Origin of the sequence: Streptomyces sp. NPDC047315 (assembly GCF_040643215.1) — a bacterium.
Taxonomy (GTDB): Bacteria; Actinomycetota; Actinomycetes; order Streptomycetales; family Streptomycetaceae; genus Streptomyces.
Genome location: NZ_JBEYTZ010000055.1, coordinates 23,142 through 34,279 on the forward strand (window position 1 = coordinate 23,142; position 11,138 = coordinate 34,279).

Genomic DNA, 11,138 nt, shown 5'->3' on the forward strand with positions numbered 1-11,138 from the left:
CGGGCGCACGCGCGATCCGCGTGCGGACCGTCGTTCGCGTACGGGCGGTCCCGGCGGAGCCTGACCCGCCCCACCCGGCCCACTGCGCCCGAGGCCCGCGCCCAGGCGTCAGCACACCTGCCCATCACGTGATTCGCAGACCCCGGCAGCGCCGTCCCGCCCGACTGCGCCGGGGGCGCCCCGGCGCGCCCCGGAGGTCTGCAGGAAGGCATCTCCCATGCCCGTGGAGTTCCTTGGCATCGCCGCCACCAACGACGGCTCCGAAACGACCCCGCGCTCCGGCGCCGCCTTCGACAAGGAGTACACACTCCGGCTCGCCCGGGCGCACGAGGACCACGACTGGGACCGGGTGCTGTTCGCCTACGGTTCCGGATCGCCGGACCCCGCGCCGGCCGCCGCCTACGTCGCGAGCCGGCTGGACCGCCTCCAGACCCTGCTCGCCCACCGACCGAACGTCTCGTACCCGACCTTCGCCGCGAAGACCTTCGCCACGCTGGACCAGATCAGCGAGGGCCGCCTCACGGTGCACTTCATCACCGGCGGCGACGACCACGAACAGGGCCGCGAGGGCGACACCCTCACCAAGGACGAGCGCTACGCCCGCACCCGCGAGTACATCCGGATCGTCAAGAAGGTCTGGACCGCCCGCGAACCCTTCGACCACGAGGGCGAGCACTACCGCTTCCACGACTTCGTCAGTGACGTCTTCCCGGTCCAACAGCCGCGCCCGAACGTGTCGTTCGGCGGCTCGTCACCGGCCGCGTACACCGCAGGGGGCGCCGAGGCGGACGTCTTCTGCCTGTGGGGCGAGCCCTTGGCACAGACGGCCCAGCAGATCGCAGCCGTGCAGGCCGCCGCGCGGGCCGCGGGCCGCACCGACGTGCCCCGCATCCAGGTGGCGTTCCGCCCGATCATCGCCCCGACCGAGGAGTTGGCCTGGGAGAAGGCCCACCGCACGGTGGCCGCGATCAAGGAGCGAAGGGCGCAGGGCGCGGCGTTCACCCGGCGCCACCACGGGCAGGACCGGCCGCAGAACACCGGCTCGCAGCGACTCATCGCCATCGCCGAGGCGGGGGAGCGCTACGACCGGGCCCTGTGGACCCCGACCGCCGCCGCCACCGGCGGCGCGGGCAACTCCAACGCCCTCGTCGGAACCCCGGAGACGGTCGCCCAGGCGCTGCTGGACTACTACGACCTGGGCGTGGACATCCTCTCCGCCCGCGGGTACGACCTGCTGGGCGACGCGATCGACTTCGGCCGGCACGTGATTCCGATCGTCCGGGAGGAGGTCGCCAAGCGCGACGCCGAGCGTGCCGCTGAGCGCGGCGCGGAACGGGATGCCAGGCGCGCCGCAGACAGCGACGTCGGACGCGATGCCGAACAGACGCAGGGTGAGCCGCTTCCCCGCGCGGCGGTGACCGGATGACGTCCGCCACACCGCTCCCGTCACCGCTCCCGCCGTCGACGTCGGCCGGCCTCCCGACGGTCATCCACGTGGCCGTTTCCGACCCGAGGGCGCGCCCCCTGCTGCGCGAACTCGGCGAGGAGTACGCGGCGCGCTACGGCAAGGACGCCCGCTCCGAATTCGCCCGCTACCCCGACGAGGAGTTCACCGCACCGTACGGCGGCGTCCTGCTCCTGCTCCTCGAAGCCGGCGAACCCGTCGCGGGCGGCGCCTTCCGCCGCTACGACGGCGCGACGGCCGAGCTGAAGCGGATCTGGACGCACTCCGCCCACCGACGGCGCGGTCTGGCCCGACGCGTCGTCGCCGAGTTGGAGCGTGAGGCGGAGGCCCGTGGCTACCGCAGGATCTACCTGACCACCGGACCGCGCCAGCCCGAGGCCCGCGGCCTGTACCTGACAACCGGATACACCCCCCTGTTCGACACCGGGGCCGACCCGGAGACCATCGGCCCCCTGCCCTTCGAAAAGCACCTGTCGCCCGCACCGCGCCACAGAAGGGCGACCGACCTGTGAGCGTCCGCGGCACCGGAACGCCTCGACGCGTCGCCGCCGTGCCCCCCGCCGTCGAGACCCCGCGAGGCGCGCAGACCCCACCTGCCGCACCGGACCCCCTCACCGTCGTCCCCACCCGCCACTACGCCCGCTGGGTCGCGGCTGCCGCCGCGATCGTCGTGGTGGCCCAGTTCCTCCACGGCCTGGCCACCAACCCCGTGTGGGAGTGGGACGTCTTCCGCGCGTACGTCCTGTCCGAAACCATCCTCCAGGCCGTCTGGGTGACCCTCCAACTCACCTTCTACGCAACGGCACTGGGCTTTGTGCTGGGCACCGTGCTGGCCTTCATGCGGCTGTCGCGCAACCCCGTCCTGCAGACCGTCGCCTGGACCTACATCTGGATCTTCCGATCCATCCCGGTGATCGTCCAACTGGTGTTCTGGTTCAACCTCAGCGCCCTGTACGAAAGGCTGGGCGTCGGCATCCCCTTCGGCCCGGTGTTCTGGTCCGTCGACAGCGACAGCCTCATCGGCACCATCGGCGCCGCCGTCATCGGGCTGACGCTGCACCAGGCGGCCTACGCCGCCGAGATCGTCCGCGGCGGCGTCATCGCCGTCGACCAGGGGCAACTGGAGGCAGCCGCAGCACTGGGCATCCCCCGACTGCGGCAGATCCGCCGGATCGTGCTCCCGCAGGCCATGCGCGCCATCCTGCCCACGGCCGGCAACGAGGTCATCGGCCTGCTCAAGGGCACGTCGCTGGTGTACGTGATGGCCATCGGGGAGCTCTTCTACCAAGTGCAGGTGGTCTACGGACGCAACGGCCGGGTGATCCCGCTGCTGCTGGTCGCCACCGCCTGGTACGTGGTCCTCACCTCCCTGCTGTCGATCGGCCAGTACTACGTGGAGCGGCACTTCGCCCGCGGCACCGACCGCACCCCGCCACCCACCCCCGTCGAGCGGGCCCGGCGCCTCGCCCGCACCCTGCGCACCCGGGCCGCCCAGCGCGACCGGCCCTTCACGGTGCCCGAACCGTCGGGAGGCGTTCGATGACCGCGGCCACGCCCCACGCCCGGCCGGCCGCCGACCCCGTGATGGTGGACGTCCGAGGCGTCCACAAGAAGTTCGGTGCGGTGGAGGTGTTGCGCGGCGTCGACCTCCGGGTCCACACCGGCGAGGTCACCGTCGTCCTCGGCCCCTCCGGCTCCGGCAAGTCCACCCTGCTGCGCACCATCAACCACCTGGAGAAGGTCGACCGCGGCTGGATCAGCATCGACGGAGAGACCGTCGGCTACCGCCGCTCCGGCAACAAGCTGTACGAGCTGAGGGAGCGGGACGTCCTGAAGCAGCGCACCCACATCGGCTTCGTTTTCCAGGACTTCAACCTCTTCCCGCACCTGACCGTCCTGGCCAACCTCGTCGAGGCGCCCGTCTCCGCCCTCCGCCGCCGGCGCGCAGCAGCGGAAGGGGCCGCCCGCCTGCTGCTGGAGCGGGTCGGGCTCGCCGACAAGGCCGACGCCTACCCGCGGCAGCTCTCCGGAGGCCAACAGCAGCGCGTGGCCATCGCCCGTGCGCTCGCCCTCGAACCCAAGGTGCTGCTGTTCGACGAACCCACATCGGCGCTCGATCCGGAGCTGGTCGGCGAAGTCCTCGACGTCATCACGGACCTGGCGCGCTCCGGTACGACCATGATCGTCGTGACCCACGAGATCGGCTTCGCCCGCGAGGTCGCCGACACCGTGGTCTTCCTCGACGACGGCGTCGTCGTCGAGCAGGGGGCGCCCTCTGCCGTACTCGACCGGCCGCAGCACGAGCGCACCCGCTCCTTCCTCTCCAAGGTCCTGTGACCGGCCCGCCCCTCGCCATGAATCCCCGCGCACCACTGCGAGTTTGGAGTACGACCATGTTCCGCTCGACGGCCCGCCGCACCGCCCAAGCCGCACTGGGGCTGACCGCCGCCCTCGCCCTCGCCGCGTGCGGCAACCCCTCGGACGGCGGCACGGTCGAGGTCGCCGCCACCAAGGGCACCAGCACGAAGATCAACCTGAGTCCCGAGCAGCGACGCATCACCACGGACGAGGTCGAATCCATCGCCGCCCGGGTCCCCCGGGAGATCCGCGACCGGGGCACCCTGGAGATCGTCAACTCCTCCGGCTCGGCCGCACCCCTGAACTTCTACGCCAACGACAACAAGACCGTCATCGGCGTCGAAGTCGACATCGCCCACCTCGTCGCCGGAGTGCTGGGCCTCGAACTGCGCGTCAACACGGTGTCGTGGGAGAACGTCTTCGTCGGCCTCGACAGCGGCAAGTACGACGTCGGCTTCAGCAACATCACCGACACCGAAGAGCGCAAGCAGAAGTACGACTTCGCCAGCTACCGCGAGGACAACCTGGGCTTCGAGGCCAAGAAGGGCAGCGGACTGAAGGTGACCGGGCCCGAGGACGTCGCGGGCCGGACCGTCGCCGTCGGCAGCGGCACCAACCAGGAGAAGCTCCTGATCGAGTGGAGCGAGGAAGCGGTGAAGGCCGGCCTCAAGCCCGTGGACATCAAGTACTACCAGAGCGACAGCGACACCCACCTCGCCCTGCAGTCCGGCCGGATCGACCTCTACCTCGGCCCCCACCCGACCGCCGCCTACCACGCGGCCATCAGCGGGAAGACCGAGGTCGTCGGCGTCCACTCCGGGGCCGGAACCACCCTCCAGGGGCTCATCGCCGCCACCACCAAGAAGGGCAGCGGACTGGCCGAATCCCTCGCCGAGGCACTCAACGAGACCATCAGCAACGGCACGTACGCCAAGGTGCTCGCGCGCTGGGGGCTCTCCGCGGAGGCCGTGCCCACCTCCGAGGTCAACCCGCCCGGACTGCCCTTGACCAACAAGTAGCCGCCGCGGTGCGGGGCCGCGCAGCACGCGCCGTGCCGCGCGGCCCCGCTGCCGTCCGCCGCCCCCCACGCCCACCCCATGCCCCGAAGGGTTCGCCATGGCCACCGTCCTGTCCGTCTCCGGAAGCCCCTCCGCCACCTCCCGCACCGCACGCCTGCTGCGCCACCTGGACCGACGGCTCACGGCCCGGGGACACGAGGTGATCCCCCTGGACGTCCGCACCCTGCCCGCTGCGGCCCTGCTCGGCGCGGACTTCGGACACCCCGCGATCGTCGCGGCGACCGAGTCGTTCGCCCGCGCGGACGGCATCGTCGTCGGCACACCGGTCTACAAGGCCGCCTACTCCGGGCTGCTCAAGTCCCTGCTCGACGTCCTGCCGCAACACGCACTCGCCGGCAAGACGGTCCTGCCGCTGGCGACCGGCGGAACCACGGCGCACGTCCTCGCGATCGACTACGCACTGCGCCCCGTGCTCAGCACCATGGGTGCCGCACACGTCGTCCAGGGCTGGTTCACCCTCGACAGGGACATCCTGGTCGGCGACGACGGCACCCTGACCGTCGCCGAAGGCGCGGCCGAAGCCCTCGTGCAGGTCGTCGACCGGTTCTCCGACGCCCTCGACAGCCGGACGGCCCTGCTGACCGCATCCCGTTGAGCACCGAAGCACCGAAGCACCGAAGCACCGAAGCACCGAAGCAGCGAAGCAGCGAAGCAGCGACCCCGGAGCCCTGGAGCCCGGAGCCCCGGAACCGGTGTCCACGCCCGTCGAGCGCCGAGGAGTAGCACCCGATCATGTCCGCCATCCCACTCGGAGTACTCGACCTCGTGCCGATCCCGTCCGGCTCCACCACCGCCGAGGCCCTGCACAACACCGTCGACCTCGCACGGCGCACCGAGCATTTCGGCTACGCGCGCTACTGGCTGGCCGAACACCACCTCAACCCCGGGGTGGCCGGCGCCTCTCCCGCCGTCGTGCTGGCCCTGACCGCCTCCGCCACCTCCACGATCAGGATCGGATCCGGCGCCGTACAACTCGGTCACCGCACCGCCCTGTCCACCGTCGAGGAGTTCGGTCTGATCGACGCCCTGCACCCCGGGCGACTCGACCTCGGCCTCGGTCGCTCCGGCGGACGTCCCGCAAAGCGGACGGCGGAGCCGCGACCGACCACGGTCCCCGTCGTGGACGGCCGCGCCCCCAACGGGCTGGAGATCCCGCCGCGGTTCTCCTTCGAACGACTGGCGAACACGCCCCGCTTCCGACTCCAACAGCGACTGCTGCACCTGCCGGGCGCCGGGCCGCAGGACTATGACGAGCAGATCGACGACGTACTCGCGCTGCTGCGCGGCGACTACCGCTCCGCCGACGGGGTCGAAGCCCGTGCCGTCCCCGGCGAAGGAGCCCGGGTGCAGGTGTGGATCCTCGGCAGCAGCGGCGGGCAGAGCGCCGCCGTCGCGGGGCGCAACGGACTTCGCTTCACGGCCAACTACCACGTCAGCCCGGCCACCGTGCTGGAGGCGGCGGAGGGCTACCGCGCCGCGTTCCAACCGTCCGAGCACCTCGGCAAACCCTACGTCAGCGTCTCCGCGGACGTCGTCGTCGCCGAGGACGACGAGACCGCCCGCGAACTGGCCACCGGGTACGGCCCGTGGGTCCGCAGCATCCGCACCGCCGAGGGCGCCATCCCGTTCCCCACCCCCGACCAGGCCCGCGCCCGCACCCGCACGTGGACCGACGCGGACCGGGCACTGGTCGCCGACCGCGTCGACACCCAGTTCGTCGGCTCCCCGGCGCGCGTCGCCGACCGACTCGAACAACTACAGGAGGCCACCGGCGCGGACGAGCTGATCATCACCACCATCACGCACGACCACGCCGACCGGGTGCGCTCCTACGAACTCCTCGCACAAGAGTGGCGGCGCAGATGAAGGCAGAGGCGAAGGCGGAGGTGACGGCAGCGGCGAACCGGTCACAGCCATCCGTTGCGCTGCGCCTGCAAGGCCAACTGGAAGCGGTTCGCGGCGCCGGACCTGGCCATCAGGATCTGTAGGCGACGGAAGAGCGTACGGCGGCTGATCCCCAGTTCGCTGGCGATGACCTCGTCGCTCGCGCCGCCCGCGAGGAGCCACAGCAGGCGCCGGTCGGCCGGGGGCGGGCCGCCCGGGCGCACGGCGCGCCCCGGGAACGGCACGGCGCTGCGCCACGACAGCTCGAACAGCGCCACGAGGGCGGACAGCAGGCCGCACGGCTGCACGACCAGCATGGTGTTGTGGACGTCGGCCTCCTCGATCGACAACGAGACCAGTGCGTACGCCTCGTCGATGATCAGGAGCTTGACCGGCACCGACGGCAGGGTCCGGGCCTGCTCGCCGGCCTGGATGCACGGCTCGATGACCTCCTTGAGGTGCCCCGGGTGCGCCAGCGAATCCCGGGAGTACACGACGCGCTGCGTCACCCCGCGGGCGAGCGTGGCCAGCGCGTCGTCCCTGGCGCTCGACAGCGGGAAGTACGGCGGCGACTCGAACTGCCGGATCTGCTCGCGCGCGCTCGCCCACGCCTGACGCATCCTGGGCCCGATGGCGTCGCCGGTGACGACCTCCACGAGATCGTCGTTGTAGGCGGCGAGCCGCTGCCGCCGGAACGACTCGAAGGCGCCCCCGACGGCGATGCGCGACTCCTCGACCTCGGCCGCCCGGTGCCTGGCGAGGACCTCCAGGCCGGCCGCGGGTGGCACCGGAGCCACTACGTCGTCGGCGGCCTCGGCGGCGCTGGCCAGCCCGGCGTCCACCAGCGCGCCGTACGCGGCGGCCAGTTCCGCACCGTCCAGCCCGGTGGCCGCCGCGACCGCACCCAGCGGGGCCGGGGCGACGTCGAGCAGCGCGAGGTACACGTCGGCCGCCGCCTGGTCGAGCCCCAGCAGTCGCAGCGCCTCGCCGAGTTTCGCGTTCGTCATGCGTCGCATTATCGATCGCCCCGGATCGGAATCTGGCCGATCCGTGCCACTGGCACCATGGGGCGCCGGACGGGTGCCGTGCGGGATACCGTCCGAAGGCCGCCGACGTCCGACGACCGGACGACCGGACGACCCGGCGGCAGCGGGGCGGGCCGGGCCGCCCGGCACGGTGGCCGGTTCCCCACGGCCCCGCTCCGACGGCTCCCGCTGCCCCGCGCCGATGACCCATCACTCACGGGAAGGCGTACGACGTGGCGAAAGGCCGGAAGAACGGTCTCTACTCAGGCATCTCCGAGGAACTGTCCGCCCTGATGCGCACGGGGTGGGCGGACACCGAGCGGCACGACCTGGAACTCGACGAGCAGGCTCCCCACGCGGCCCGCAGACGTGCCGCGCTCTCCGCCCGCTTCCCGGGCGAGCGCCTGGTGATCCCCTCCGGGAACCTCAAGGTCCGCTCGAACGACGACACGTACCCGTTCCGGCCCTACTCGGGCTACGTCCACATGACCGGTGACCAGGCCCGGGACGGCGCCCTCGTCCTCGAACCCCGGGCGGACGGCGGGCACGACGCCTACTGCTTCCAGCTGCCCCGGGACGGCCGGGACGACCAGGAGTTCTGGACCGGCCCCACGGCGGAGCTGTGGATGGGCCGGCGGCGCTCCCTCGCCGAGTCCGAGCGCGTGCTGGGGCTGCCCTGCCGCGACGTCCGCACCGCCGCCGGCGACCTGGCCGCCGCCTCCGGAGCGCCGACCCGGATCGTCCGCGGCATCGACCCGTCCCTGGAAGCCGCCGTCACGACCGACGCCGAGCGCGACGACGAACTGAAGGAGGCGCTCGACGACCTCCGCCTCGTCAAGGACGAGTGGGAGATCGCGGAGCTGCGCAAGGCCGTGGACTCCACCGTGCGCGGGTTCACCGACGTCATCGGCGAGCTGTCCGTGGCGGTCGCCTCGTCCGAGCGATGGATCGAGGGCACGTTCTTCCGCCGCGCGCGCCTGGAGGGCAACGCCGTCGGATACGGCACGATCTGCGCCGCCGGCGACCACGCCACGATCATGCACTGGACCGACAACGACGGCCCGGTCCGCCCGGGGGAGCTGCTCCTGCTGGACGCCGGCGTGGAGACGCACACCCTCTACACCGCCGACGTCACGCGCACGCTACCGATCAGCGGGACCTTCACGCCCGTGCAGCGCAAGGCGTACGACGCGGTGTACGAGGCCCAGGAGCTGGGCATGGCCGCGGTGAAGCCGGGTGCCGCGTACCGCGACTTCCACGAGGCGGCCCAGCGCCACCTGGCCGCCAGGCTGGTCGAGTGGGGCTTCATCGAGGGCCCGGCCGAGCGGGCGTACGAACTCGGCCTCCAGCGCCGCTTCACCATGGCGGGCACGGGTCACATGCTCGGGCTGGACGTCCACGACTGCGCACGGGCCAGGAACGAGGAGTACGTTGACGGCGTGCTGGAGCCGGGCATGGTGCTCACGGTGGAGCCGGGCCTGTACTTCCAGCCGGACGACCTCACCGTGCCCGAGGAGTGGCGGGGCATCGGCGTGCGAATCGAGGACGACCTCCTCGTCACCGACGACGGCCACGAGAACCTGTCGGCGGGTCTGCCGCGCTCGGCGGACGACGTGGAGGCGTGGATGGCGCGCTTCGCCGGCTGACGACGACCGGAGGCGGTCGAAGACGGCCTAAGACGACCGAAGGGCCGCCGGATGCTTTCCGCGTCCGGCGGCCCTTCGGGCACGAGCGGGGCACGGCGCCCGCTGGCGTCGGCTACTTCCGGGTCTTCTTGGCGGCCTCGTCCGCCTTGGCCTTGGCCGTCTTCTCGGCCTTGTCAGCCTTGTCAGCCTTGTCGTTCAGACGGGCCGCTTCCTTGCGGACCTCGGCCTGGGTGGCGCGCTCGCGCACCAGCCACTCCGGGGACTCCTGCTTCAGGGCCTCGATCTGCTCCGTGGTGAGCGCTTCGGTGACGCCGCCGCGGGCGAGTCCCGAAATGGAGATCCCGAGCTTGGCGGCGACCACCGGACGCGGGTGCGGGCCCTCGCGGCGCAGGTCCCGCAGCCACGCGGGCGGGTCGGCCTGGAGCGCGTTCAGCTCGTCGCGGGAGACGACACCCTCCCGGAACTCGGCGGGGGTGGCTTCGAGGTACACACCCAGCTTCTTGGCCGCCGTGGCGGGCTTCATGGTCTGGGTGCTCTGGCGCGACGTCATGGGTCCAAGGATATCGAGTGCCGCCCGGGGCTCTGACCACGCACGGTAATCTGGCCTTGTGACAGCCCCGGAGACAGCCCCCGATCCCGCCGTGTTCCGCCTCGCCTACGTCCCGGGCGTGACCCCGGCGAAGTGGGTGCGGATCTGGCAGGAGCGGCTGCCGGACGTCCCGCTGGAGCTGCTCCAGGTCGCGGTCCCGGCGGCTTCGGACCTGCTGCGCGACGGCGGCGCGGACGCCGGACTGGTGCGGCTGCCCGTGGACCGCAACGTCTTCAGCGCCATCCCGCTCTACACCGAGACCACCGTGGTGGTCGTGCCGAAGGACCACCTGGTGGCGGCGGTGGACGAGGTGTCCGTCTCGGACCTGGCGGACGAGGTCCTGTTCCACCCCCTCGACGACGCGCTCGGCTGGGAGGAGCCGCCGGGGCGGCCCGCGATCGAGCGCCCGGCGACGACGGCGGACGCCGTCGAACTGGTGGCGGCGGGGGTGGGGCTGCTGGTCGTCCCGCAGTCGCTGGCGCGGCTGCACCACCGCAGGGACCTGACGTACCGGCCCGTCGTGGACGCCCCGCAGTCGTCGGTCGCCCTGTGCTGGCCCGAGGACGCCACCACCGACATGGTGGAGGACTTCATCGGGATCGTGCGAGGGCGCACGGTCAACAGCACCCGGGGCCGCCGCACCGACGAGGAGCAGCGGAAGCCGAGCAAGGGCGGGAAGGGACAGAAGGCCGGGAAGGGGCAGCAGGGCGGCAAGGGCGGCGCGCAGTCCCCGCAGCGGCGTACCGGCTCCGGCCCGGGCGGCGGCCGTACGGGCGGGGGCAAGGCGTCCCGAGGCTCCGGCCGCGCCACCGGCAGGCCCCGCCGCCGCGGCTGAGCGCGGTCGCCGCCCCGCAGCGCAAGGGCTCCAGCGTTGACCCCGGCACTGAAGCCCCGGCGCTGGCCCCGGGACTGAAACCGTGGTGAAACCGGGCTGAACGCGCCCCGCCGCACCCTCTGCGGCATGACGACACCTCATCCACTCGCCGTCGCGACCGAGGGCCTGCGCAAGTCGTACGGTGGCAAGTCCGTCCTGGACGGCATCGATCTGAGCATTCCGGCCGGGTCGGTGTTCGCCCTGCTGGGCCCGAACGG

General features: G+C 72.2%; 11 protein-coding genes and 1 pseudogene. 10 read left to right on the forward strand and 2 right to left on the reverse strand.

Features of this window, described 5'->3' with window-relative positions:
- The first annotated feature begins 217 nt into the window (after positions 1-217).
- The 7 genes from ABZ842_RS36580 (at position 218) to ABZ842_RS36610 (ending at position 6,768) form a co-directional block, all read left to right on the forward strand.
- Complete coding sequence (locus ABZ842_RS36580) at positions 218-1,426, forward strand: LLM class flavin-dependent oxidoreductase (protein ID WP_361547366.1); 1,209 nt, start codon at positions 218-220, stop codon at positions 1,424-1,426.
- Positions 1,423-1,977 carry a GNAT family N-acetyltransferase gene (locus ABZ842_RS36585; RefSeq protein ID WP_361547370.1) on the forward strand — a complete coding sequence of 185 codons (555 nt, stop codon included), beginning with the start codon at positions 1,423-1,425 and terminating at the stop codon, positions 1,975-1,977. Before ABZ842_RS36580 ends, ABZ842_RS36585 begins: the two co-directional genes overlap by 4 nt.
- A gap of 38 nt (positions 1,978-2,015) precedes the next feature.
- Positions 2,016-3,008: an amino acid ABC transporter permease gene (locus tag ABZ842_RS36590; protein WP_361547397.1), complete on the forward strand. Its 993-nt coding sequence runs from the start codon at positions 2,016-2,018 to the stop codon at positions 3,006-3,008.
- On the forward strand, positions 3,005-3,802 hold the full coding sequence (locus ABZ842_RS36595; protein WP_361547373.1) for an amino acid ABC transporter ATP-binding protein: 798 nt from the start codon (positions 3,005-3,007) through the stop codon (positions 3,800-3,802). Before ABZ842_RS36590 ends, ABZ842_RS36595 begins: the two co-directional genes overlap by 4 nt.
- 56 nt (positions 3,803-3,858) lie before the next feature.
- Complete coding sequence (locus ABZ842_RS36600; RefSeq protein ID WP_361547376.1) at positions 3,859-4,842, forward strand: ABC transporter substrate-binding protein; 984 nt, start codon at positions 3,859-3,861, stop codon at positions 4,840-4,842.
- A gap of 97 nt (positions 4,843-4,939) precedes the next feature.
- Positions 4,940-5,497 carry an NADPH-dependent FMN reductase gene (ssuE, locus tag ABZ842_RS36605; RefSeq protein WP_361547379.1) on the forward strand — a complete coding sequence of 186 codons (558 nt, stop codon included), beginning with the start codon at positions 4,940-4,942 and terminating at the stop codon, positions 5,495-5,497.
- Between the two features lie 137 nt (positions 5,498-5,634).
- Positions 5,635-6,768, forward strand: a complete 1,134-nt coding sequence (locus ABZ842_RS36610) for an LLM class flavin-dependent oxidoreductase (protein WP_361547382.1) — start codon at positions 5,635-5,637, stop codon at positions 6,766-6,768.
- Positions 6,769-6,809: 41 nt separating this feature from the next.
- Here the strand turns inward: ABZ842_RS36610 and ABZ842_RS36615 are convergent, their stop codons facing one another.
- A complete protein-coding gene (locus ABZ842_RS36615) occupies positions 6,810-7,793 on the reverse strand; it encodes a LuxR family transcriptional regulator (RefSeq protein WP_361547385.1) in 984 nt (327 codons plus the stop codon).
- 251 nt (positions 7,794-8,044) lie between these two features.
- Here ABZ842_RS36615 and ABZ842_RS36620 point away from each other — a divergent pair, with 251 nt between their 5' ends.
- The gene (locus ABZ842_RS36620) at positions 8,045-9,457 is read left to right on the forward strand and encodes an aminopeptidase P family protein (RefSeq protein ID WP_361547388.1); all 1,413 of its coding nucleotides are present in this window, start codon (positions 8,045-8,047) and stop codon (positions 9,455-9,457) included.
- A 112-nt stretch (positions 9,458-9,569) separates the two neighbouring features.
- Here the strand turns inward: ABZ842_RS36620 and ABZ842_RS36625 are convergent, their stop codons facing one another.
- Positions 9,570-10,007, reverse strand: a complete 438-nt coding sequence (locus tag ABZ842_RS36625) for a DUF5997 family protein (RefSeq protein WP_361547391.1) — start codon at positions 10,005-10,007, stop codon at positions 9,570-9,572.
- A 58-nt stretch (positions 10,008-10,065) separates the two neighbouring features.
- Here ABZ842_RS36625 and ABZ842_RS36630 point away from each other — a divergent pair, with 58 nt between their 5' ends.
- Positions 10,066-10,881 carry a LysR family substrate-binding domain-containing protein gene (locus tag ABZ842_RS36630; protein ID WP_361547394.1) on the forward strand — a complete coding sequence of 272 codons (816 nt, stop codon included), beginning with the start codon at positions 10,066-10,068 and terminating at the stop codon, positions 10,879-10,881.
- A gap of 126 nt (positions 10,882-11,007) precedes the next feature.
- A pseudogene (locus tag ABZ842_RS36635) lies at positions 11,008-11,138 on the forward strand (ABC transporter); the annotation flags it as partial.

Excerpts from the sequence above, each read along its gene's own strand:
- ssuE (WP_361547379.1), top strand. The coding sequence starts at position 4,940 with ATGGCCACCGTCCTGTCCGTCTCCGGAAGCCCCTCCGCCACCTCCCGC.
- ABZ842_RS36615 (WP_361547385.1), bottom strand. The coding sequence starts at position 7,793 with ATGACGAACGCGAAACTCGGCGAGGCGCTGCGACTGCTGGGGCTCGAC.
- ABZ842_RS36610 (WP_361547382.1), top strand. The coding sequence starts at position 5,635 with ATGTCCGCCATCCCACTCGGAGTACTCGACCTCGTGCCGATCCCGTCC.
- ABZ842_RS36585 (WP_361547370.1), top strand. The coding sequence starts at position 1,423 with ATGACGTCCGCCACACCGCTCCCGTCACCGCTCCCGCCGTCGACGTCG.
- ABZ842_RS36600 (WP_361547376.1), top strand. The coding sequence starts at position 3,859 with ATGTTCCGCTCGACGGCCCGCCGCACCGCCCAAGCCGCACTGGGGCTG.
- ABZ842_RS36580 (WP_361547366.1), top strand. The coding sequence starts at position 218 with ATGCCCGTGGAGTTCCTTGGCATCGCCGCCACCAACGACGGCTCCGAA.
- ABZ842_RS36595 (WP_361547373.1), top strand. The coding sequence starts at position 3,005 with ATGACCGCGGCCACGCCCCACGCCCGGCCGGCCGCCGACCCCGTGATG.
- ABZ842_RS36625 (WP_361547391.1), bottom strand. The coding sequence starts at position 10,007 with ATGACGTCGCGCCAGAGCACCCAGACCATGAAGCCCGCCACGGCGGCC.